Here is a 22,321-nt window from a genome sequence, read left to right as displayed (position 1 = left end):
AACGTGAAATTTAAACTAATATATAGAGCTTTTCTCACTGTACTAATGTTAACGCCATTGTTGGCATTATCTCAGGTAGATTTTAATCAAAAACCAGATGACGATTTAGGTAATGTTACCGACGCTTACCAAGACCATTTTTTTGAAGCCTTAAAACAGAAAGGCATAGAAAATTATGAGTTGGCAATTAAAGCGCTTCAAAAATGCTTGGATATCGACAGTCAGAAACCCGTTATTTATTTTGAGCTGGGTAAAAACTACAACCAACTAAAAAAATTTGAAGCTGCCGAACAAAACTTAAAAATTGCTATTAAAATGCAGCCAGATAACGAATGGTTTTTGGATGAGCTTTACGATGTGTATTACAAGCAAGACGATATTGATAATGCCATAAAAACCTTAAAACAACTGGTTAAATACCATCCAGATTATAAGCAAGACTTAGCGACGCTGTATATTAAAAAAGAGCGATTTAAAGACGCATTAGTACTTCTAGACGAGTTAGATGCCTCGTTAGGAGAAGACGAAGTGCGTAACACAATGCGTAATAATATTTATAACCTTACGGGAGACGCCACAGACCAAATTCAGAGATTAAAAGCACGAATTTTAGCGAATCCGACAAACGAAAACAATTATTTACAACTCATCTATAGATACAGCCAAACAGGAAAAACTAAAGACGCTTACGAAGTAGCAAAAACGCTTTTAAACGCTATACCAGAATCTAAATATGTGCACTTAGCATTGTATAAGTTTTACTTAGAAGAAGATCAAGTAGATATGGCGGTGTCTTCGATGAAACGGGTTTTAAATGCTCCCGAAATCGAAGAATCTTCTAAATCTAAAGTGCTTAAGGATTTTGTTCAGTTTGTGGAAAAAAACCCCCAATACCAAAAAGATTTAATCGAGGCTACGGATAGTGTTAACACTCAAAAAGACACAAAATCACTCACGAATCTGGGAAGCTTTTACCTAAAATCTGGTGATAAAGAAAAAGCACTTCAGAATTATAAAGCCGCTTTAAAACAAACGCCCAGTGACTTTAAATTATTACGAGATATCATTCTTATTCAAATTGATTTAAAACAATATCAAGATGCTTTACAACAATCTAAAAATGCTTTAGAATTATATCCAGCGCAACCTATTTTGTACTTGCTAAACGGTGTAGCTTATATTAATCTAGGCGAAGCCAAAAGCGCAATAGAAAGCTTGGAAATAGGACTTGATTTTTTAGTTGAAAATCCTAAAATGGAGCGTGATTTTTATCTGCAATTAAGCGAAGCTTATAAATTAAGTAATAATATTACCAAATCTAAAACGTTTGCTAAAAAGGCCGAAATGATTAAAGTAACAAATTAGAGTGATGCAATCTATTTCAAACAAAACAATAAAGGTATTTGCTATTATTTTATTAGTAACTGCGTGGTCTTGTAAATCAACCAAGGCAATAGTTACATCGGGAGAGGCTAGTTCTGCATTGTCCGCAAAGCAGGTCATTAAAGCACATCAAAAAAACAATGTTAATTTTAAAACGCTTCAGGCAAAAGCAAAAATCAATATTACACAGAACCAAAAATCTCAAGGCGCCACATTTAATTTAAGAATAAAGAAAGATGAGGTGATTTGGCTTAGCGCGCCACTAAATTTAGCTCGTATGATGATTACCCCAGACAGTGTTAAGTTTTATAACAAAACAGATAATACGTTTTTTAATGGTAACTATGCGTTATTAAGTGATTTTGCAGGCTTTGATTTAGATTTTTTTAAGGTTCAGAATATACTAATGGGGCAGGCAATTTCCGATTTAAGAGCAAAAGACCATGTGATTGATGTACAAGAAAATGCTTATGTCCTTGCGCCAAAGAGCCAGAATGTATTATCAGAATTATTTTATTTACTGAATGCCTCACATTTTAAGCTAAATTCTCTTCAATTAGCCCAGTCGGCGAAACGCAGATTTCTTCAAGTCGATTACAAATCGTACCAAGACATAGAAAAAAACGTAATTCCAAAGGAGATTAAAGTTATTGCTGTAGAAGATACGAGTGAAGCTTTAATAGACATGGAGATTAAATCAATTACACTTAACGAGGAGGTACGTTTCCCGTTTAGGATTCCTTCTGGCTATAAAGAAATCGAACTAAACTAATATGCGTTTTAAATCTATTTTTATACTTGTTTTAGTTTCTGTTTTTTCTTTGTCGGTTGTTAATGCCCAAAGTAATAAGCAGAAAGAACTTGAGGCTAAACGACAACGTATTCTAAGAGAAATAAATCAGCTTAATTCGTTAAATAGGCAAGTAAAGAAGAAAGAAGTTTCGGTTTTAAAGCAAGTTGAAGACGTAGACTTAAAGATAAGAATACGTCAAAATTTAATTAACGTCACTAACGAGCAAGCCAACCAGCTCACACGGGATATTAATAATAATCAAAAGCAAATTACAGAGCTAAGAGACCAATTAGAGCTTCTAAAGGATAATTATGCTAAGATGATCGTTAAGTCTTACAAAAGTAAATCAGAGCAAAGCAAAGTTATGTTTTTGCTCTCTTCAGATAATTTTAAGCAGGCTTATAAACGTTTACAATACATCAATCAGTATAAGGCTTACCAAAAGAAGCAGGCAGAAGATATCAAATTAAAAACCCAAGAGCTACAGAAGCTTAATCTAAAATTATCGGAACAGCGCGAACAGAAAAAGAAGCTTGTTGCAGAAAATCAAAAAGCAAAACGAGAATTAGAAAAAGAGATGAAAGCTCAGAAAGAGCTAATGGCACTTATTAGAAAAGATTTAAAAACATACACAGCTCAAATCCGTAAAAAGCGACAAGAAGCAGACCGTATCGATAGAGAAATAAATAGATTAATTCGAGAGGCCATTGCGGCATCTAATAAAAAAGCAGGTAAAACATCATCGTCTGGGGAATTTGCATTAACTCCAGCAGGAAAAGCTCTTGCTGAAAATTTTGAAGCTAATAAAGGTAGACTTCGATGGCCAGTAGACAGAGGTGTTATTAAAAGCAGATATGGTGTACAACGTTCAATTACTGATAAAACGGTAAAAAACAATTATCGAAGCATTTATATTACAACTGAAGAAAACGCTTCAGTTAAAGCTGTTTTTACAGGAGAAGTTTACAAGATAATGATTATTAAAAATGCGAATCCAGCTGTTATGATAAGACATGGAAATTACATTACAGTTTACATGAATATGTCAAAAATAAATGTAAAACCTGGTGAAAAAGTCGAAACAGGACAAGTTATAGGTAAAGCCTTTACAAATAAGACTACAGGCGAAACACTCCTTGGGTTTAGGGTCTATAAGAATGATGCTACCCAAAATCCTGAGTATTGGCTGTCTAAGAATTAAGTATAGTCACTTCGAGTGAAATTCAATTTTTTATAAATTGAATTTTGTATCGAGACGTTGTTAAATCCTCACAACAACATAACCATTTCTAGTTTTACGATAATGTTTTCCACCCCAAACATAATAACGCGTGCCATTAATTCTAACAACCTTATGCTGTCTTGGTAATGTTTTTACAACTGTTACATTGGTTGGTTGTCTTACAACCACACGTCTTGCACAAGAATTAAAGCTTAAGGAGAATATTAACCCGATTAAAATAAATAGATGTCTCATTATTAATTGATTTAAGATTAACAATGAGTAAGACTGATAAAGAATAAAAAAGTTTAATCACTCAAACAACGCTTTAAGCTCGGTAGCTTCAGCGGGCTTTAATTTGCCTGCTAAGACCAAACTTAGTTGTTTACGACGCAGCGCTGCCGCATAACGCTCTTTTTCTAGTTCGGTTTCTGGTATAAGTTCAGGTACTTTTACTGGCCGACCAGTAGCATCTACAGCAACAAAGGTGTAAATAGCTTCATTGGCTTTTATACATTCGCCAGACTCTCTATCTTCTATCCACACATCCATATAGACCTCCATAGACGATGTAAATGCTCTAGAGACTTTAGCCTCAATCGTTACCACACTTCCTAAAGGTACAGAGCGATTAAACGCCACATGATTTACAGAAGCTGTAACGACTATACGTCTAGAGTGGCGCCTTGCTGCAATACTAGCTGCACGGTCCATACGTGCCAATAATTCGCCACCAAAAAGATTATTTATAGGATTTGTTTCGCTTGGTAAAACAAGGTCAGTAACTATAGTTTTAGATTGAAATGCCGTTTTTGCCTCCATAAAAATTTAAAAAATTTCGTTTCCGAGACTTCGGAAAACTTTAATAGTGCAAAGGTAAATTAAAAAACAGGGATTTGGTCTAAATCTACTTGTTCAAATTCTTCACCAATAACCAAGCATCTTTATTGTGCGTTTTACGAATCTTGTACATTTCGCGCTGCGCTTCTGATCTAGTTTGGTAACTAGAATACACAACCTCGTGCAGACCATATCGATTTACGCCAATTTTTCGAGCCTTATAACCTTTAGCCTTAAGCTGCTCTACTTTTTTATCAGAATTAGCCTCAACTCTAAAAGCGCCAGCAACTATGTGATAATTTCCTGTTTGCTTTTCTACAGAAAACGTAGCTGCAGGTAACGGATTACTTATAAAGAAGGTCGCTTCTTGAATTTTGTTGTCAATCTCTGTTTTAGCTTCTTGTTCTGCAATTTGGTTTTGTTGTTCGATACTAGCAGTGTAGATTTTACCAGCTCCAAGACCGGTAAGTCCTAAAACAATTACGGCTGCAGCGGCATATTTTAGCCAATTACCTGAGCGTTTTTCTGGTGTAAGCGCAATAGGTGCTTTATCTTCAATGGCTATAGCTTCTTGCTTGTAGGTTTCGCGCGCAATATCAATAGAGTTAAAATGAGATAAGCCAAACGAGTCCGTCAAGTAATTAACGTGATACGATGGATTAAAAACAATGCTACCTTCAGCGTTTAGAAGTAAGTCTCCAATATTCTGAAATGAAATAGTTTCGCCCTCAACCAAATAAGATTTAATAGATTTTACCTGCTTAGCCACTTTTTCGATAGCGACCTGATACGGAATTTTCTCAATTTCAGCAATATAATTAATTAATAAACCATCGTTATTCTGAAGTTGTTCATTAAAAGATAATACTTTTTTAGGCGGATAAAACGTATGTGTAGATTCGTGAATTTTAGCCGATACGCGTTGCGTTAAAAATGCACCAAAATTAGGCACGATTACACAATCGTATCGGTAAAGTAAATCGCTGATGTAGGTTTCTAGTTGCATATGATACAAATTTAGAAATTTTTAAATGCTAACGAAGCTCCAAGACTCAAATTTATTAACAGTCAAAAAAAGAGTATTTTTAGTCACTATTTTTCTTATATGAACGAACAGCAACTTATACATACGCTCGCTTTACAGCATATACCAAAAATCGGAGGAACAACAGCTAAAAAATTAATTGCGCATTGCGGCAGTGCTGAAGCCATTTTTAAAGAGAAAAAAAGTAATCTATTAAAGATTGATGGTATTGGCACTATAACCATTGATGGCTTATATGATAAGAGCCATTTTGAAGAGGCCGAAAATGAACTTAGGTTTATTAGAGATAATAATATTGCATATAGTTATTTTTTAGATGACAATTATCCAGAGCGATTAAAGCATTGTATCGACGGTCCAATTTTGCTATTTCAATCAGGCAATATCAACTTAGAAAACAAGCATATTATTAGTGTTGTTGGCGCAAGAAAAATAACAACTAACGGTATTGCGTTTTGCGAAAAATTAGTTGAAGATTTGGCACCTTACAATCCAGTGATTGTTTCTGGTTTTGCTTATGGGACAGATATAACAGCACATAAAGCTGCACTAAAACACAACTTGCAAACCATAGGCTGTTTAGCGCATGGATTAAACCAAATTTATCCTAAAGTGCACAAAAAATATATGGCTGATATCGAAAAGCATGGTGGATTTCTCACCGATTTTTGGAGCTCTGATGCTTTTGATAGAAAAAACTTCTTAAAACGAAATAGAATTATTGCAGGTTTAAGCGAAGCCACTATTGTTATAGAATCTGCCGAAAAAGGCGGCAGTTTAGTCACCGCAGATATTGCCAATTCTTACAACAGAGATGTATTTGCTGTCCCTGGCAGAGTTACAGATAGTCAAAGTGTGGGTTGTAATAATTTAATAAAAGCCAACCAGGCACATTTATTATCTAATCCTTTGGACGTACCGTATATTTTGGGTTGGGAACTACAAAATGAAGCAAAACCTATTGTGCAAAAACAATTATTTGTGGAGTTAGAACCTGATGAAAAAGTGATTTACAATTATCTTAAAGAAAACAACAAAGAATTACTCGATGTTATTGCACTAAACTGTAATATACCAACCTACAAATTGGCAGGCTTATTACTAAATATGGAACTAAAAGGTGTTGTTAGACCGTTGCCTGGGAAGTTGTTTGAGGTTGTTTAAAAGAGGAAGTTAATATTCGCAAGAAAATACGCCGCCAAAACTAATTCCGAAAGGAGATTTTTCGCTCATATCAAAATATTTGTTAAGGCATTCCAAACTAATTTGTCTTATAGTTCCGTCATTTAATGCTTTTAGTGCTTTCCTAGAAAAGTCTAAAGCTTCCTTACCACATTCATTTTTAGAAAGAAATTGTTTAACAATTAAAACATATTCTTCAGAGACCTGATAATCCCCCAAATTCAATGAAGATAAACAATCCTTACTCAAAGAAATTTCACTTTTTGATTCTTTACCTTCTTTTACAGTCCTACAAGAATAAACTATTGTTACACAAAAAATAAATAAAACTAACTTATAAGTATAATTGCTGATGAATTTCATATGACTAATTTAATACCCAACTTTCGTTCTAACACGTGCTAACACTTCATTAGCAATACTACTTGCTTTTTCAGCACCAACAGCTAACGCAGCATCAACTTCGTTAAGGTTATCCATGTAGTAATTATAACGTTTACGCGGCTCGGCAAAACGCTTTAATATAAGTTCGTATAACGCTTGTTTCGCATGGCCGTATCCGTAACCACCGTTTTCGTAATTGGCTTTCATTTCTGTAATAGCATTATCATTAGCCAATAAACTATACAAAGCAAAACAGTTGCAAGTTGCCCAATTTTTTGGGTCCTCTAAAGCAGTACTATCGGTTTGGATAGACATTATTTGCTTTCGTAATTTCTTTTCCGGTAAAAAGATATTTATGGTATTGCCCTTACTTTTACTCATTTTAGCACCGTCTGTACCAGGAATAAGCATGGTTTCTTTTTGAACATCGGCCTTTGGCAGCACAAAGGTTTCGCCACCCATTTTTGCATGAAAACGAGAGGCGACATCTCTGGTCATTTCTATATGTTGTTCTTGGTCTTTCCCAACAGGAATAATTTCGGCATCATACAACAAAATGTCTGCAGCCATTAGCATTGGGTAGGTAAATAGTCCGCCATTAACATCGTCTAAACGGTCGGCCTTATCCTTAAAACTATGCGCTAAGGTTAAACGTTGATACGGAAAAAAACAACTTAAATACCATGATAACTCAGTCACTTGTGGAACATCACTCTGTCTGTAAAACACCGTCTTCTCAATATCTAGTCCAAACGCTAACCAAGTAGCCGCGGTAGAATAGGTGTTCTGACGAAGCATTTCTGCATCTTTTATCTGTGTTAATGAGTGCATATCTGCAATAAACAAATACGAATCGTTGGCATCGTTTTTTGCTTTTTCTATTGCAGGGATAATAGCGCCCAAAATATTACCCAAATGTGGTGTTCCTGTACTTTGTATGCCTGTAAGTATTCTTGCCATATTCATTTCCCACGAAAGTGAGAATCTTTTTAATAATTAATGAAAAAACAAAGGTAATTTTTTCTTTAAGACTATTTAATTTATTTAGCTAGTTTTGGAACGATGAAAATAGTCAACTATCCATTTTGGATTTTATATCGAATTTGGTTTTATGTTTTAGTAGCCATTCCTATTTTGGTTCTCATGCCTTTTCTATTGATTTCAATATCAAGAGAACAGTGGTACCCTCAATTTTTTAAGCTAGCACGTTTTTGGGCTAAGTTTATTCTGTTTGGAATGGGATTTAATTACCGTATAAAAAAGGAGCAAACACCAGATCCTAAAGCCAGTTACATGTTTGTCTCTAACCACACGTCGATGACAGACATAATGTTAATGTTGGTAGCCGTTAAAAACCCATTTGTTTTTGTGGGTAAAAAAGAGTTAGCAAAAATTCCGCTATTCGGATTCTTTTACAAACGCACTTGTATTTTGGTAGATAGGAGTAGCCCTAAAAGCCGACAAGCTGTGTTTTTAAGAGCGCAGAGACGACTTAAACAGGGTTTAAGTATTTGTATTTTCCCCGAAGGTGGCGTGCCAGAAGAATCTATTATCCTAGACGAATTTAAAGACGGTGCTTTTCGTATGGCAATTAATCAGCAGATACCAATAGTACCTATGACCTTTTACGATAATAAAAAACGGTTTTCATTTTCTTTTTTTAGCGGTGGCCCAGGAAAAATGCGTGTAAAAATTCACAAATTTGTGTCTACAGAAGGTCTAACCATAGAAGACACCAAAACCATAAATCAATCTGTACGAGAAATGATTTTAAAAGATTTAGTAGAAGACCAGAAACTACTGAAATAAAAAAGTCGCTCAAACCACTGAGCGACTTTTTTTATAGTTATTGCCATCATTGCTTAATTGAGTTTACAATAACTATCGTCTAACTAAAAAACCTAAAACTTAAAATTTAAGCCCGTATAAACACCAATAAAAAACGGTCTAAAATCACCAGATGTATTATTGAATGTGTTAAGTTGATACTTGAACTTGGGTTCAAGATTAATATTTAATTTTTCTGTAATATTATAATCGATGCCAACACCAAAATTGGCACTAAAACTGGTATTGTTTAAATTATTTGCTTCGCCTATAAGGGTACTTTCGCCATTAACGTCCGCAAATATGTCATTTTCATTAAGTAGCAACGTACTAAAACCGCTGCTAATATTAACACCAATTTTTTTATCGATTAATCTATATTCGACCTCTAGTGGAATTTCAATAAACCCAAAACGCTGTTCTAAATCACCTGTTTCTAAAGTTTTAATTGCTTCTGAAATTGTATTTTGATTTAAACTAGACCTACTCATTACCATAAGTGATGCATCGTTTACAGAATTGTTAAGCGAAACATTTTGCAATCGGCTTGCAGAGTCAGTAACTGAAGAAAAACTGTTGTCTGATATGGCGATAACATCACTCGTTGTACTGTTAAAATTAACACGATTAAAACCTGCAGTAATTTTAAGTCTTTTGTTAACAGCGTAAGAACCTTTAAGGCCATAGCTCATGCTAATATCACTACGTCTGTTGTTACTGTTAAACTGAGGGTCTATTGATGAGCCTTCACCTAACGAATTAAAATAAACCGGCGCAACATTTGGCGCTATGCTCCACCGGCGGGATTCTTTTTCTTCTTCATTTATTTTATTTGCTTCGGCAATAGCCTCTTCTATATCTTGACCTTTTTCTTGTTCTGTAATGTTTTTATTGGTAATAACTTCGTCTTTAGCCTCATTAAGTTTTTCAGTATTAGCATCTGATTTAACAACAACATCTGATGATGTAGAATTTGAATTAATGATACGGTCAAGTTCCTTTTTAGATTTCAGTTCTGGTTGAAGCGGCGATTTATTTTTGTTTGTTTGCTCATTAGAAGCAATAACACTATTTACATCTTTTTCGGAAGTTTTATCTGTAATATTGGTATTGTTTTGGTATTGCTTTGAAGCTGAATTTTGAGCTACAGTCTCTTTACTCTTTCTACTGTTTAATAAGGTATTGTTCTTAAAACTTGTAGTTTCATTAGATTTAGGTGTCTTGTTATTATCTAAATCCTCAGAAGCTTCAATATTTACTTTATCTGTAGCACTTAAGACGACTTTAGACTTTTCTTCTGAAGACGAATTTATTTCTTTAGAATCAATTTCTTTATTAGTCATTGTTTCTTTAACAATAGGAACATTGGTATTTGCATCTCTAGAAAAAATCGTTTTTCCTACTGCAAACAACAGTAAAAGTGCTGCAGCCACGCCACCTAATTGCCACCAAATAGGAATAATGCGTCTTTTCTTTTTCTTGTTTTGAAGTCTGGCCTCAATGCCTTCCCAAACGTGTTCGCTTGGTGTAGCTTCAAAATCTTTAAATTTCTCTTGAAAGAGACGGTCGATATGTTTTTTATCGTTCATTTTATAAGGATTGCGAATTTAAATTCGCTTTGTAATCTTCAATTTTTTCTTTTAAAATTAGTCTTGCTCTAGATAGATTAGATTTTGATGTTCCTGCAGAAATATTCAATAATTTAGAAATTTCTTTATGAGAATACCCGTCTAATACATAAAGGTTAAAAACTAAACGGTATCGATCAGGTAACTCTTGAATAATACTTAGAAGAAAATCTAAATCTATTTCATCGTTATCAACATCTAGTGAAACATCTTCGATAGCAGCTTCATCAATAATATTAAAAACGCCAACCTGTCTATATCGCTGTAGTGCAGTATTAATTGCAATACGCTTTATCCAACCTTCAAAAGAACCTTTTTGTTTGTACTGCTCTATTTTATTAAAAATCGTTACAAACGCGTCTTGCAGATTATCTTCTGCTTCGACGTAATTTTTAGAATACTTAAGGCAAAGAGAAAACAATTTACTTGCGTACTGCTTATATAATTGGCTCTGTGCGTTAGCATCCCTTTTCTTACAATTATTTATGAGTTCTTCTAAACTCACATTAAATGATTGGTTTAGTTTAATATTTACTCTACAACAGGTACATCAATAATTAAGTATTGATCCTCACCGTTTTCGTCTTTACCTTGATAAAATTGAAATGTATAAGTTTCTAAACTTAGCACATTAAAATTAAAGCTTACTGAAACCTCTTCAATGGCTTCTGTACAGTTAGCATCCAAATATACAGTATCAACAACAGCGACTATTCTTGTATTACCAATTGGGTCTACTAAAAAACGGTTAAATTCATGACAGCCATTAGGTTGGGTGTAATTAACAGTTATTTGATGTACTTGACCAAAAGTAAATTCGGATGGCACTTCAACACTATCAATAGGCATAAGTTGAAAGTCTATATTAGGTAAATCGTCATCACCACCAATGTCACATGAAAAGAGACTTACTAAGACAAATAATAAAAGTATTTTTTTCATTTGGGCTTTATTAAATTTATACTTGCTTCTAGCAAGATGCAAAAGGTTACAAAAGGTTGCGTCATAAATCAAAAAAATCCTGAAAATTTCAGGATTTTTTTGATTAGGCTTTACTTTCGTTGATTTTGGTTCTTACTTTTTCTTCAAGTTCGTCCATTAATTCTGGATTATCTTTAATTAAAGATTTAACGGCGTCTCGGCCTTGCCCAAGTTTTGTATCATCGTAACTAAACCAAGAACCACTTTTTTTAATAATGTCGTGTTCTACAGCTATATCTAATATTTCTCCAACTTTAGAAATACCTTCTCCGTACATGATATCAAATTCTGCCATTTTAAATGGTGGAGCTACTTTGTTTTTTACAACTTTAACTCTTGTTTTATTACCCATTACCTCGCTATTGCTGTCTTTTATTTGCGTTGAGCGCCTAATATCTAAGCGTACAGAAGCATAAAATTTTAGTGCATTACCACCAGTTGTAGTTTCTGGATTACCAAACATAACACCAATTTTTTCACGTAATTGGTTAATAAAAATCATGGTGCAATTGGTTTTGCTTATTGATCCTGTAAGTTTTCTTAATGCTTGGGACATTAAACGCGCGTGAAGTCCCATTTTAGAGTCTCCCATTTCGCCTTCAATCTCACTCTTTGGAGTTAATGCCGCAACAGAATCTACAACGATAATATCTATAGCCCCAGAACGCACTAAATTATCAGCAATCTCTAAAGCTTGCTCTCCATTATCTGGTTGAGATATAATTAAATTCTCTAAATCGACTCCTAATTTTTCAGCATAAAAGCGGTCAAACGCATGTTCGGCATCAATAAATGCTGCAATTCCGCCAGCTTTTTGAGCTTCAGCTATAGCATGAAGCGTTAATGTGGTTTTACCAGAAGATTCGGGTCCATAAATTTCTATGACTCGTCCTCGCGGATAACCACCAACACCTAAAGCAATATCTAACCCAAGTGACCCTGAAGAAATAGCATCTACATCTTCAATGGCTTGGTCGCTCATTTTCATTACTGTTCCCTTACCATAAGCCTTATCTAGCTTATCTAAAGTTAACTTTAATGCTTTTAATTTTGCATCTTTTTGACTACTCATTTTCTTATTTTTTCTCTATTAATCGTGATGATAAAAATAACACTTCTTTTAAGAGATTACAATTTACGACGCAACCATTTTACACTTTTTGCATCTACTATTTGAAAAAGGAAAAAATTGCTATGAATCACTTAAGGTTTTAGGTTAAATGAAATTTTTAGGAAAATTAATTCTTAGTAAAACTTTAGGTAAGACAGCAGCCGTATTCTTATTCTGCTGTTGTAAAGCCGATGGAGGTTAGCTCGTTATTAAAAACACTTAATTGTAAAAAATTAATATTAATAACGAGTTAGTCCTCAAAAAAGCGCTTTGATATAAATCAAGGTGCTTTTTTTATGTCGAGAAGTTATTGTACCAAATATGTTGATGCTGCAAGTGGAAAGATGAATTTTTTAAGTTGTTATAATTAATAATCTCTAATCTTTGCGCCTTTATTATTAAAAACTCCAGAAACTTCGTTGCCTGATTTACTATACTTCATTTTCCCAAGGCCATCGATTTTGTTATTTATAAACATGCCTTTAAAGACAGATCTATCGACGTAAGTGTACATACCATAGCCATTTCGATTACCATCGTCCGAGTAAGAACCTACATAATGGCTGTTGTTTGTCCAAGAGTAGGAACCAACGGCAGAGCGTTGTCCGTTTTTAAAAAACCCGCGATAAACATCTCCATTAGTATAAGTGAATTCTCCAAAACCATTAGAGCAGTCTCCGACACAATTTCCGTTGCTGGTCTGATTTTTATAATTGCCAGTTTTCTTTTCGATAAGAACACCATTTTCATAAATTCCTCCAGACAAAATATTAGAGTTTTGGTCCATTAAATAACCAATACCATGTTGTTTTCCATCTTTCCAATAGCCGACATATGTGTTTCCGCTTTTCCAACGATAATACCCAAACCCATGTCGAGTATTGTTAGCATATTCGCCATGATAAAATGAGTTTTCAGGATATGTAATGTAGGCTACACCATGAATGGCACCATTTTTAAATGTAGCTTCTGTGAGTATGTCCCCGATTTTTACTTTCCCCCAGCCATTTTCACAATCGCCTTGTATACAATCTAAACTACTGGATGAAGGTGCCGTTGTGTTCTCTGAATTTAACGTGTTGTTTTTTAATTCATTATCATATCGTCTTCCAATTTTAACTTCACCTTCTTGTGCTGTTCTAAAACCAGTTAACAGATACTTAGGCTCGTCATTTACGAATATTACGGGGTCGCCGTTGGTAAGATATTCAAATCGTGCTTTTTTGTAATCGATATGTTTACCCTTATCTACAATAAAGAAGTTTTCGTTTTGTAATTCTCGCAAATACAATATTGAGGTGGTATCTGCTGAAAACAGTTCCATTTGTTTTACAACCTGGTCCTTTATGTTTTTGTAATTTCTTATAATGTAAGTCCGTCCAAGGGATTTGTCTACACGATAATCAATCATGTGTGGACCGATAAAAGCAAAATCTCGAGATTTCACTTTGTTATACCCATGGACGTAGTTAATAAACTTGCCATCGTAAACATAGTTTATGTAAGGGTTACCTTTAGAAAGCACCTCTGTAACAGGAATTCGTGTTTGTAATGTGTGATTTTCTGGTATAATATTTTGAACTGAATAATACGTTTGTGTCAATCCATCGTAGACAATCTTTTCATTCGGTTTAACGCCTTTGCTAATAGCTACATCAGAACTTCGTTTACCGTTGACATATATAGTTTCCGTCTTTTTTGCTGTTTTACTAGTGCTAGTTGTATAATATCCGAACTCAATGGTTATAGGTTTGTTTATATCACTATAGTATCGATTAACAGTTTCGAAATGCCTGGGGTTTTCTCTTTCGGCATCGTAAAAATCGATTTTATTTCCTTTGGAATCGGTATCTACAATATATTTATAAGCCCCAGAGCTTACATCTTCTTTTACTAAAAATCCATTTAAATAGTATGACTTGGCTTTAAAGCTATTGCGACCGTTTGTATAGCTATATTTCATATCTACAACAACAGAATCACCACTTTTGCTATAGGAGAAAGTACGTTCTTGGCTTAAAACGCCTTTCTTTTTAATACTGGTTTTTATAATTCGGTTACGATTGTCGTAAACATGGTCTTTCTCATCGCCATAAGACGATTTTTCGTAGACCAACAGATTCTTGTTGTTAAATCTGTAGTTAGACTCACTTCCACTTTTGTATTTAAATTTTATGATGTTTCCTTGCGCATCATACTCAAAAATATCTCCGTAATTATTTCCAGTAATTCTATCATTATTATCATAATAATAGCGCGTACCGTAATTAAATACTATGTTGCCATTTTTGTCAAATATTTTTCCTCCGGAGGCATAAATATCGCCTCTTAAGAAGAAGTGTTCTTTTTTATGCTTAAACCCAATAGGGTTTCTCGGCGCATTAATCATATCAATTTTTTGTGCGTAAACGGAAATACACAAAGAGACGGAGATAAATAAATTGAGTGAGGTTTTTAAAGTCATGTCTTATTGATAATTTATGTTAGGCTAAATTCTTAATTCACAGCACAATATTCAATACGAAGAAATGCGTATATTCTAAAAGCGCTAATCGATAAAAAAATTGAAGTTGAGAGCCAGTTAGTCCTTTAAAAAATTACCTTTGCAACTGAAAATAAATTCTTTAACCTTAAAACATTAGTATAGCATGCAACTGTACAATAACTTAAGTAACGAAGAAAGAGCAGTGCTTATAGAACAAGCAGGTAAAGACCGTTTGACTATCTCTTTCTACAAATACGCAAAAATCGGAAACCCCGAATTATTAAGAAATCATCTGTTTATTAACTGGAACGAACTCGATGTGCTAGGACGTATTTACGTTGCACACGAAGGGATTAACGCCCAATTATCTGTACCTGCCGATAATTTTGAAGCGTTTAAAAAACATCTCGACTCCATATCGTTTCTAGAAAATGTTAGGCTTAATATTGCAATCGAGCACGATAATTATGCATTTCTTAAGCTAAAAGTAAAGGTTAGAAATAAAATAGTAGCAGATGGTCTTAATGACGATACCTTCGATGTAACAAATAAAGGCATACACGTAAATGCCGAAAAATTTAATGAGCTTATCGAAGACCCAGACACCGTCTTAGTGGATATGCGCAACCATTACGAAAGCGAAATAGGTCATTTTAAAAATGCCATAACTCCAGATGTCGATACTTTTAGAGAGTCGTTAGATTTAATAGAAGAGGATTTAAGAGAACATAAAGAGGATAAAAAATTAGTAATGTATTGTACTGGTGGTATTCGCTGCGAAAAAGCAAGTGCCTATTACAAGCACAAGGGTTTTAAGAATGTATACCAGCTCGAAGGCGGTATTATAAACTACGTCCGACAGATTGAAGCCGAAGGTTTAGAAAACAAGTTTATCGGTAAAAACTTTGTGTTTGATGAACGGCGCTCAGAGCGTATTTCGGATGATGTTATTGCTAATTGTCACCAATGCGGTGAGCCTGCAGATTTGCATACCAATTGTGCTAACGAAGCATGCCATTTATTGTTTATACAATGCGATAGTTGCAAGGAAAAAATGGACAATTGCTGCTCTACCAACTGTCAAGAAATTATAAAACTACCTTACGAGGAGCAAAAAGCCCTTAGAAAAGGTCAAGGTAATAGTAACCACATCTTTAAAAAAGGTCGTGCAGATCATTTGCCATACAAAAAAGATTTGCGGAATATTTTTGAAACCTTGAAGAAGTAGGTTTTATAATTCTGAATGACTGAGAATTTCTCAATTTTTACTTGGTAGAAACACCACCTTTCCTCAAGGAAAGAACCTATTTTTAAACTGAAGGAGGTATTCTTAAAATTCGAAAATTTTAAATAAACATCAATGAAAAACTCCTTCTCTTTTAGGGAAGGTGAGGCTGTCTGAAAAGTAAAATATATGTAAATCTGTCACATTGAGCGGAGTCGAAATGCATTGAAATTCAATTTTTTAATTTTCTCGCCTACGCTCGAAATGACTGAAAAAATTACTTTTCAAACAGCCTTGGAAGGGTTTTTAGAATGACATGGCTTTTTAACCCTAAAAATCCATAAATAATTTTATCTTTACTTTTCAAAGAATTATGAATCCTTCTTTCAGAATTAAATTGATATTCTGAAATATATATAACACATTATATGGCTTGTAACAGTTGCTCAACTGGTAAAGATGGCCAACCAAAAGGATGCAAAAACAATGGTACTTGCGGCACAGACAGCTGCAATAAACTCACTGTTTTTGACTGGCTGGCCAATATGTCGCTTCCTAACGGACAAGAACCTTTTCTTGGGGTCGAAGTACGTTTTAAAAACGGAAGAAAACAATATTACAAAAACACAGAAAATCTTACGTTAAGCATTGGCGATATCGTAGCTACGCAAGCCAAATCTGGTCACGATGTAGGCATGGTAACACTTACCGGAGAATTGGTCCGTGTACAAATGAAACGTAAAAAAGTAGATATAGACGATAAAGAAAACGTCTTAAAAATTTACCGGAAAGCATCTCAGAAAGATATAGATATTTGGTCTGCTGCCAGAGACAAAGAAGAACCGATGAAAGTAAAGGCAAGGCAATTTGCTATTGACCTTAATCTTAAAATGAAAATATCTGATATCGAGTTTCAAGGCGATGGCAGTAAAGCAACATTTTACTACACTGCGGAAGAACGTGTGGATTTTAGGGAGTTAATTAAAGTATTTGCAAGAGAGTTTAGGACGCGTATAGAAATGAAACAAGTTGGTTTCAGACAAGAGGCTGCAAGACTTGGAGGCATTGGCTCCTGCGGTAGAGAATTATGTTGTTCTACATGGTTAACCGATTTTAGATCAGTTAGTACATCAGCAGCGCGGTACCAACAATTATCGCTAAACCCATTAAAATTAGCTGGGCAATGCGGTAAACTTAAATGTTGCTTAAATTACGAGTTAGATTCATACTTAGATGCTTTAAAAGCATTCCCTAAAACAGATAAAAAACTACAAACCGAAAAGGGAATAGCTGTGTGTCAAAAAACAGATATTTTTAAAGGGCTTATGTGGTATGCCTACGAGGGCGAATGGATGAATTGGCATGTTATCTCCACAAAACAAGCAAACGAAATTATTGAATTAAACAAAAAAGGAAAAAAAGTTGCAAGTCTTGAAGAATACGCTGCCGAGCACCAACAAGATGCTATAGTTGAATTCGAAAATGTTGTCGGTCAAGATAGTTTAACACGTTTCGATAATCCAAAAGGGAATAACAGACGTAAAAACAATAAGAGTCGTAACAGAAATAAAAACCGTAGAAATAGAAACCCTCGAAATAATGCCAAGAAAGACTAGCTTATTCTTAGTACAATTTCTGTTGTTGGTTTTGGTTTTGTCTTGCGATTCAAAATTAGTGTTTGACCAATACCAATCATTGCCTAATCAATGGAATAAAGATGAAATTATTTCATTTAAAATCAAGGCGCCAGATACGACAAACAACTACAATTTGTTTGTTAACATAAGAAATAATAAAGACTACAAGTATAATAATCTTTTTCTAATCACGGCATTAGAATATCCTAACGGAAAGACATTTATAGATACTTTAGAATACAAAATGGCGGCACCAGACGGCACACTTTTAGGCGAAGGTTTTACTGATGTAAAAGAAAATAAACTTTGGTATAAAGGACACAAGGATGCCTTTAGATTTAAAGAAGAAGGCGTTTATACATTCTCGGTACAACAAGCAATGCGTAAATACGGAGAGGTGTCTGGCATTGATAATTTACAAGGTATCACAGAAGTTGGTTTTAGAGTAGAAAACAAATAGATATGGCTAATAAAAAGGCTAAAAAGACAGCAAATAACACTCAAGATTTTTCAAAATACATCCGTTGGTTTTGGATGTTGTTCTCTTTTGGAATAGTATCCATAATACTTATATTTTTACTAGCATCATGGGGATTTTTAGGAGAAATGCCAGACCATACCGTGTTAGAAAATCCCAGAACAAATCTAGCTTCCGAGGTTATTTCTTCAGACAATAAAACTTTGGCTAAATTCTATTTCGAAGATAACAGAACGCCAGTAGGATACGAGGATTTACCAAAGCACTTAGTAGACGCCTTAGTCGCAACTGAGGATATAAGATTTTACGACCACTCCGGTATAGACGGACGAGGAACTTTAAGAGCAATTTTCAAATTAGGTAGTGGCGGAGGAGCTAGTACTATAACGCAACAATTAGCTAAACAACTATTTACAAAACAGGTTTCAAAAAATAAATTTGGTCGCGTTTTTCAAAAGGTAAAAGAATGGGTTATTGCCACGAGATTAGAGCGCCAATACACCAAGGAAGAAATTATAACGATGTACTTTAACATCTATGACTTCAATAACAATGCAGATGGTATTCGTTCTGCGGCACGTATTTATTTTGGTAAAGAGCCTAAAGATTTAGATTTAAAAGAATCTGCTATGTTAGTGGGGATGTTTAAAAATTCGTCACTTTACAACCCAAGACCACAAAGAAACCCTGTTGGAACAAGAAATCGACGTAATGTTGTTTTAGCCCAAATGGCTAAGTATAATTTTATTACCGAAAAGGTTAAAGACTCACTTCAACAAACAGAGTTAGACTTAAACTATTCGCCAGAATCACATCGCGAAGGTTTAGCTACCTATTTTAGAGCTAACCTTGCAGAATTTATGAAAGACTGGATTAAGAAAAATCCAAAACCAGATGGCGAATTATACAATCTCTATAACGATGGGTTAAAAATTTATACCACAATAGATTATAGGATGCAAAAGTACGCAGAAGAGGCAATTGCGCAGCATATGCCAAGGCTTCAAGCGGAGTTCGATAATCAAAATACACCCGATAGAAATCCAACAGCACCATTTTTGGAATTAGACCAAAAAGAAATTGAAAGTCTAATGAATGTTGGTATGCGTCGAAGTGAGCGCTGGCGACATATGAAAAACGATTTAGGTAAATCCGAAAAAGAAATTATAGCGTCTTTTAGTAAACCAACGCAAATGGAAATTTTTGCATGGAAAGACGGAAAATATACCGAGATAGATACCGTGATGAAACCTATAGATTCGATGCGTTATTACAAATCGTTTTTACGACCTGCGATGATGTCTATGGACCCGCAGACTGGTCACGTGAAAGCTTGGGTTGGAGGCATGAATTACAAGCATTTTAAATACGACATGGTTAAGCAAGGAAAGCGTCAAGTAGGGTCTACCTTTAAACCGTTTGTTTATGCCACGGCTATTGACCAATTGCAATTATCGCCATGCGATAGTTTACCTAGAACACCAATTACTATAGAAGCCAATAAGTTTGGTAATCCTGAGCCATGGACAACAAGGAATACAGGCGGAAATTATCAAGGATATCAAACACTTAAAGCGGCATTAGCAAGTTCTACAAATACAATTACCGCTCGCCTGATGAATGAAATAGGTCCGCAACCCGTTGTAGAAATGGCTAAAAAATTAGGAGTAGAACAGGAGATTTTACCTGTTCCTGCAATTGCATTAGGAACGCCAGATATTAGTGTTTACGAAATGGTTGCTGCCTACTCAACATTTGCTAATAAAGGCGTTTATAATAAGCCTGTTTTAGTAACGCGGATTGAAGATAAAAACGGAACAGTTTTGTATCAGTTTAAGCCAGAAAGCCGCGATGTACTAAGTGAAGAAGTGGCATATGTTACGATTAATCTTATGGAAGGCGTGGTTCAGTCTGGTTCAGGTGCTCGATTACGTGATAACTGGAGAAAAAATCAAAAGTTTACTAAAGAAATGCTCACTGGTTATCCATGGGAACTTACCAATCCGATAGCAGGTAAAACCGGAACTACACAAAATAATAGTGATGGTTGGTTTATGGGCATGGTGCCTAATTTAGTTACTGGTGTATGGATAGGGTGCGAAGATAGAGCAGCTCACTTTAAAGACACAAAATACGGACAGGGCGCTTCAACTGCGCTTCCAGTCTGGGCGCTTTTTATGAAAGCATGCTACGAGGACGAAACGCTTAATGTTTCTAAAGAAGCTTTCGAAAAACCAGCCAACTTGTCTATTAATACCGATTGTACAAAAGAATCTAATGATGCTGCTTCAAGTAGCGATAATGACGACGATGACGATTTAGGTATAGATTTTTAAAATCCTTTTTGGGATGTCTTTCACAATCTTTATTGCCAAACTTTTGTAATTTAGAGCAGCAAATAATCTATAGCTCATGATTAATAAAAAAGTGGTCAATGTTACTTCGGCATTAGAAGGTGTTACTGATAATATGACCCTAATGCTTGGTGGATTTGGTCTTAGTGGCATACCAGAAAATGCAATAGCCGAATTAGTAAAACGAAACGTCAAAGGTTTAACCTGTATCTCTAATAACGCAGGTGTAGACGATTTTGGATTAGGCTTATTACTTCAAGCAAAGCAAATTAAAAAAATGATATCCTCTTACGTTGGCGAAAATGATGAATTTGAGCGTCAAATGCTAAGTGGAGAATTAGATGTAGAACTTATTCCGCAAGGGACACTGGCTGAACGATGTAGGGCTGCTCAAGCTGGATTTCCTGCGATATACACACCAGCAGGTTACGGTACTGAGGTAGCAGAAGGAAAAGAAACAAGAGAGTTTGATGGTAAAATGTATGTATTAGAATATGCATTTAAAGCGGATTTTGCTTTTGTAAAAGCTTGGAAAGGTGATGAAGCAGGAAACCTTATATTTAAAGGAACTGCTCGTAATTTTAATCCAAACATGTGCGGAGCAGCGAAGATTACAGTTGCTGAGGTAGAAGAGTTAGTTCCTGCAGGAGCGCTAGACCCAAATCAAATTCATATACCTGGAATATTTGTACAGCGTATTTTCCAAGGAGAAGCTTACGAAAAGCGCATAGAACAAAGAACTGTAAGACAAAGACATTAATTATGCTGGATAAAAACGGAATTGCAAAACGCATAGCAAAAGAAGTAAAGAACGGGTACTACGTTAATCTTGGAATTGGGATACCAACCTTAGTCGCTAATTTTGTAAGAGACGATATCGAAGTAGAGTTTCAAAGTGAAAATGGTGTTTTAGGCATGGGACCTTTCCCTTTTGAAGGCGAGGAAGATGCAGATATTATTAACGCAGGAAAGCAAACCATTACAACCTTGCCTGGCGCGAGTTTTTTCGATTCTGCAACAAGTTTTTCTATGATACGCGGAAAGCACGTAGATTTAACCATATTAGGTGCTATGGAGGTAGCAGAAAACGGGGATATTGCCAATTGGAAAATTCCCGGTAAAATGGTTAAAGGTATGGGCGGCGCTATGGATTTAGTTGCAAGTGCGGAGAATATTATTGTAGCTATGATGCATACCAATAGAGCCGGAGCGTCTAAATTATTAAAACGTTGTTCATTACCGCTTACGGGTGTTGGTTGTGTAAAGAAAATTGTAACAAATCTTGCGGTTGTAGAAGTTACCGACAAAGGATTTAAGCTATTAGAGCGTGCTCCAGGTGTCTCGGTGGACGATATTAAAAATGCAACGGAAGGGCATTTGATTATTGAAGGTGATATTCCAGAAATGGATGTTTAAGTCATATCTTCTAAAGACATGAAGGCCACAGAAATATAGCTTTTTTTGACTGAAATGTTAAAATTTAATGTATTTCATCGATTAATTATGTATTTAATCGTTGTATTTTAAAATTTGTTTCATATTAGCAGTCCCAAATCAAAATAACCAAGTTAGCCAAGTCTATCATAAACTTAATTTTATGATTTGTCCCAAATCTATCATAAACTTAAACTTATGGAAACAAAATCAAATCTACCAGAACCTACTTACGAAGTAAAACCTTCTAAACTAAAAAATACGCTTAGATTAATATCTGGCGTATTTTATTTAACCAAGAAAATCTTTTTT

21 protein-coding genes are annotated in these 22,321 nt (G+C 34.9%); 11 read left to right on the top strand and 10 right to left on the bottom strand.

All coding sequences use genetic code 11. The features are described 5' to 3' along the window. The first annotated feature begins 3 nt into the window (after positions 1 to 3). From DFQ05_RS07635 to DFQ05_RS07625, 3 genes are read left to right on the top strand one after another with little or no spacing between them, the layout of a single operon-like run. Positions 4 to 1,365, top strand: coding sequence for a tetratricopeptide repeat protein (locus tag DFQ05_RS07635; protein ID WP_241974230.1), 1,362 nt, complete (start codon positions 4 to 6; stop codon positions 1,363 to 1,365). Between the two features lie 4 nt (positions 1,366 to 1,369). After that, entirely contained in the window at positions 1,370 to 2,155 is a 786-nt protein-coding gene (gene lolB1 / locus DFQ05_RS07630; RefSeq protein ID WP_199221973.1) for a lipoprotein insertase outer membrane protein LolB1, read from the top strand. Position 2,156: 1 nt separating this feature from the next. Then, a complete protein-coding gene (locus DFQ05_RS07625) occupies positions 2,157 to 3,377 on the top strand; it encodes a murein hydrolase activator EnvC family protein (protein WP_132704800.1) in 1,221 nt (406 codons plus the stop codon). A 60-nt stretch (positions 3,378 to 3,437) separates the two neighbouring features. On the opposite strand, the gene DFQ05_RS07620 is transcribed toward DFQ05_RS07625, so the two are convergent. The 3 genes from DFQ05_RS07620 to DFQ05_RS07610 all read right to left on the bottom strand — a co-directional run bounded on the left by DFQ05_RS07620 (position 3,438) and on the right by DFQ05_RS07610 (position 5,244). Next, positions 3,438 to 3,653 carry a DUF6515 family protein gene (locus tag DFQ05_RS07620; protein ID WP_241974229.1) on the bottom strand — a complete coding sequence of 72 codons (216 nt, stop codon included), beginning with the start codon at positions 3,651 to 3,653 and terminating at the stop codon, positions 3,438 to 3,440. A gap of 57 nt (positions 3,654 to 3,710) precedes the next feature. After that, on the bottom strand, positions 3,711 to 4,220 hold the full coding sequence (locus DFQ05_RS07615) for an acyl-CoA thioesterase (protein WP_132704799.1): 510 nt from the start codon (positions 4,218 to 4,220) through the stop codon (positions 3,711 to 3,713). An 85-nt stretch (positions 4,221 to 4,305) separates the two neighbouring features. Next, positions 4,306 to 5,244: an HU domain-containing protein gene (locus tag DFQ05_RS07610; protein ID WP_132704798.1), complete on the bottom strand. Its 939-nt coding sequence runs from the start codon at positions 5,242 to 5,244 to the stop codon at positions 4,306 to 4,308. A gap of 99 nt (positions 5,245 to 5,343) precedes the next feature. Here DFQ05_RS07610 and dprA point away from each other — a divergent pair, with 99 nt between their 5' ends. After that, a complete protein-coding gene (dprA, locus tag DFQ05_RS07605; RefSeq protein ID WP_132704797.1) occupies positions 5,344 to 6,447 on the top strand; it encodes a DNA-processing protein DprA in 1,104 nt (367 codons plus the stop codon). 9 nt (positions 6,448 to 6,456) lie between these two features. Here the strand turns inward: dprA and DFQ05_RS07600 are convergent, their stop codons facing one another. Then, positions 6,457 to 6,828: a hypothetical protein gene (locus DFQ05_RS07600; RefSeq protein ID WP_132704796.1), complete on the bottom strand. Its 372-nt coding sequence runs from the start codon at positions 6,826 to 6,828 to the stop codon at positions 6,457 to 6,459. Positions 6,829 to 6,837: 9 nt separating this feature from the next. After that, positions 6,838 to 7,809, bottom strand: a complete 972-nt coding sequence (gene trpS / locus DFQ05_RS07595) for a tryptophan--tRNA ligase (RefSeq protein ID WP_132704795.1) — start codon at positions 7,807 to 7,809, stop codon at positions 6,838 to 6,840. Positions 7,810 to 7,911: 102 nt separating this feature from the next. On the opposite strand from trpS, the gene DFQ05_RS07590 reads away from it, so the two are divergent. After that, positions 7,912 to 8,658 carry a lysophospholipid acyltransferase family protein gene (locus DFQ05_RS07590; RefSeq protein WP_132704794.1) on the top strand — a complete coding sequence of 249 codons (747 nt, stop codon included), beginning with the start codon at positions 7,912 to 7,914 and terminating at the stop codon, positions 8,656 to 8,658. A 92-nt stretch (positions 8,659 to 8,750) separates the two neighbouring features. Here the strand turns inward: DFQ05_RS07590 and DFQ05_RS07585 are convergent, their stop codons facing one another. The 5 genes from DFQ05_RS07585 to DFQ05_RS07565 all read right to left on the bottom strand — a co-directional run bounded on the left by DFQ05_RS07585 (position 8,751) and on the right by DFQ05_RS07565 (position 14,860). Beyond that, a complete protein-coding gene (locus tag DFQ05_RS07585) occupies positions 8,751 to 10,265 on the bottom strand; it encodes a porin family protein (protein WP_132704793.1) in 1,515 nt (504 codons plus the stop codon). Between the two features lies 1 nt (position 10,266). After that, on the bottom strand, positions 10,267 to 10,809 hold the full coding sequence (locus DFQ05_RS07580) for an RNA polymerase sigma factor (protein WP_132704792.1): 543 nt from the start codon (positions 10,807 to 10,809) through the stop codon (positions 10,267 to 10,269). Positions 10,810 to 10,835: 26 nt separating this feature from the next. After that, positions 10,836 to 11,246, bottom strand: a complete 411-nt coding sequence (locus tag DFQ05_RS07575) for a hypothetical protein (protein WP_132704791.1) — start codon at positions 11,244 to 11,246, stop codon at positions 10,836 to 10,838. 103 nt (positions 11,247 to 11,349) lie between these two features. Then, complete coding sequence (recA, locus tag DFQ05_RS07570; RefSeq protein WP_132704790.1) at positions 11,350 to 12,357, bottom strand: recombinase RecA; 1,008 nt, start codon at positions 12,355 to 12,357, stop codon at positions 11,350 to 11,352. Between the two features lie 406 nt (positions 12,358 to 12,763). After that, the gene (locus DFQ05_RS07565) at positions 12,764 to 14,860 is read right to left on the bottom strand and encodes an MORN repeat-containing protein (protein WP_132704789.1); all 2,097 of its coding nucleotides are present in this window, start codon (positions 14,858 to 14,860) and stop codon (positions 12,764 to 12,766) included. A 184-nt stretch (positions 14,861 to 15,044) separates the two neighbouring features. Between DFQ05_RS07565 and trhO the strand changes: the two genes are divergently transcribed. The 6 genes from trhO to DFQ05_RS07535 all read left to right on the top strand — a co-directional run bounded on the left by trhO (position 15,045) and on the right by DFQ05_RS07535 (position 21,991). Further along, positions 15,045 to 16,109, top strand: a complete 1,065-nt coding sequence (gene trhO, locus DFQ05_RS07560; RefSeq protein ID WP_132704788.1) for an oxygen-dependent tRNA uridine(34) hydroxylase TrhO — start codon at positions 15,045 to 15,047, stop codon at positions 16,107 to 16,109. Between the two features lie 425 nt (positions 16,110 to 16,534). After that, on the top strand, positions 16,535 to 17,722 hold the full coding sequence (locus DFQ05_RS07555) for a PSP1 domain-containing protein (protein WP_132704787.1): 1,188 nt from the start codon (positions 16,535 to 16,537) through the stop codon (positions 17,720 to 17,722). After that, positions 17,706 to 18,203: a gliding motility lipoprotein GldH gene (locus DFQ05_RS07550; RefSeq protein ID WP_132704786.1), complete on the top strand. Its 498-nt coding sequence runs from the start codon at positions 17,706 to 17,708 to the stop codon at positions 18,201 to 18,203. Before DFQ05_RS07555 ends, DFQ05_RS07550 begins: the two co-directional genes overlap by 17 nt. 2 nt (positions 18,204 to 18,205) lie before the next feature. Then, positions 18,206 to 20,557 carry a penicillin-binding protein 1A gene (locus DFQ05_RS07545; protein ID WP_132704785.1) on the top strand — a complete coding sequence of 784 codons (2,352 nt, stop codon included), beginning with the start codon at positions 18,206 to 18,208 and terminating at the stop codon, positions 20,555 to 20,557. A 76-nt stretch (positions 20,558 to 20,633) separates the two neighbouring features. After that, positions 20,634 to 21,335 (top strand): CoA transferase subunit A, encoded by a 702-nt coding sequence (locus tag DFQ05_RS07540; RefSeq protein ID WP_132704784.1) that lies wholly within the window; start codon positions 20,634 to 20,636, stop codon positions 21,333 to 21,335. 2 nt (positions 21,336 to 21,337) lie between these two features. Next, positions 21,338 to 21,991 (top strand): 3-oxoacid CoA-transferase subunit B, encoded by a 654-nt coding sequence (locus tag DFQ05_RS07535; RefSeq protein WP_132704783.1) that lies wholly within the window; start codon positions 21,338 to 21,340, stop codon positions 21,989 to 21,991. The last annotated feature ends 330 nt before the right edge of the window (positions 21,992 to 22,321 follow it).

Origin of the sequence: Winogradskyella wandonensis, assembly GCF_004346845.1 — a bacterium.
GTDB classification, from domain to species: Bacteria; Bacteroidota; Bacteroidia; order Flavobacteriales; family Flavobacteriaceae; genus Winogradskyella; species Winogradskyella wandonensis.
Note: the sequence above shows the minus strand (reverse complement) of the source record. Positions and strands in the feature narration are given on the sequence as shown.

What these genes read in the sequence shown, in the direction of transcription:
- DFQ05_RS07590 (WP_132704794.1), top strand. Translation starts at nt 7,912, where the DNA reads ATGAAAATAGTCAACTATCCATTTTGGATTTTATATCGAATTTGGTTT.
- DFQ05_RS07550 (WP_132704786.1), top strand. Translation starts at nt 17,706, where the DNA reads ATGCCAAGAAAGACTAGCTTATTCTTAGTACAATTTCTGTTGTTGGTT.
- dprA (WP_132704797.1), top strand. Translation starts at nt 5,344, where the DNA reads ATGAACGAACAGCAACTTATACATACGCTCGCTTTACAGCATATACCA.
- DFQ05_RS07555 (WP_132704787.1), top strand. Translation starts at nt 16,535, where the DNA reads ATGGCTTGTAACAGTTGCTCAACTGGTAAAGATGGCCAACCAAAAGGA.
- DFQ05_RS07600 (WP_132704796.1), bottom strand. Translation starts at nt 6,828, where the DNA reads ATGAAATTCATCAGCAATTATACTTATAAGTTAGTTTTATTTATTTTT.
- DFQ05_RS07535 (WP_132704783.1), top strand. Translation starts at nt 21,338, where the DNA reads ATGCTGGATAAAAACGGAATTGCAAAACGCATAGCAAAAGAAGTAAAG.
- recA (WP_132704790.1), bottom strand. Translation starts at nt 12,357, where the DNA reads ATGAGTAGTCAAAAAGATGCAAAATTAAAAGCATTAAAGTTAACTTTA.
- DFQ05_RS07625 (WP_132704800.1), top strand. Translation starts at nt 2,157, where the DNA reads ATGCGTTTTAAATCTATTTTTATACTTGTTTTAGTTTCTGTTTTTTCT.
- DFQ05_RS07575 (WP_132704791.1), bottom strand. Translation starts at nt 11,246, where the DNA reads ATGAAAAAAATACTTTTATTATTTGTCTTAGTAAGTCTCTTTTCATGT.
- DFQ05_RS07615 (WP_132704799.1), bottom strand. Translation starts at nt 4,220, where the DNA reads ATGGAGGCAAAAACGGCATTTCAATCTAAAACTATAGTTACTGACCTT.
- DFQ05_RS07585 (WP_132704793.1), bottom strand. Translation starts at nt 10,265, where the DNA reads ATGAACGATAAAAAACATATCGACCGTCTCTTTCAAGAGAAATTTAAA.
- DFQ05_RS07545 (WP_132704785.1), top strand. Translation starts at nt 18,206, where the DNA reads ATGGCTAATAAAAAGGCTAAAAAGACAGCAAATAACACTCAAGATTTT.
- DFQ05_RS07565 (WP_132704789.1), bottom strand. Translation starts at nt 14,860, where the DNA reads ATGACTTTAAAAACCTCACTCAATTTATTTATCTCCGTCTCTTTGTGT.
- trpS (WP_132704795.1), bottom strand. Translation starts at nt 7,809, where the DNA reads ATGGCAAGAATACTTACAGGCATACAAAGTACAGGAACACCACATTTG.
- DFQ05_RS07540 (WP_132704784.1), top strand. Translation starts at nt 20,634, where the DNA reads ATGATTAATAAAAAAGTGGTCAATGTTACTTCGGCATTAGAAGGTGTT.
- DFQ05_RS07610 (WP_132704798.1), bottom strand. Translation starts at nt 5,244, where the DNA reads ATGCAACTAGAAACCTACATCAGCGATTTACTTTACCGATACGATTGT.
- DFQ05_RS07620 (WP_241974229.1), bottom strand. Translation starts at nt 3,653, where the DNA reads ATGAGACATCTATTTATTTTAATCGGGTTAATATTCTCCTTAAGCTTT.
- trhO (WP_132704788.1), top strand. Translation starts at nt 15,045, where the DNA reads ATGCAACTGTACAATAACTTAAGTAACGAAGAAAGAGCAGTGCTTATA.
- lolB1 (WP_199221973.1), top strand. Translation starts at nt 1,370, where the DNA reads ATGCAATCTATTTCAAACAAAACAATAAAGGTATTTGCTATTATTTTA.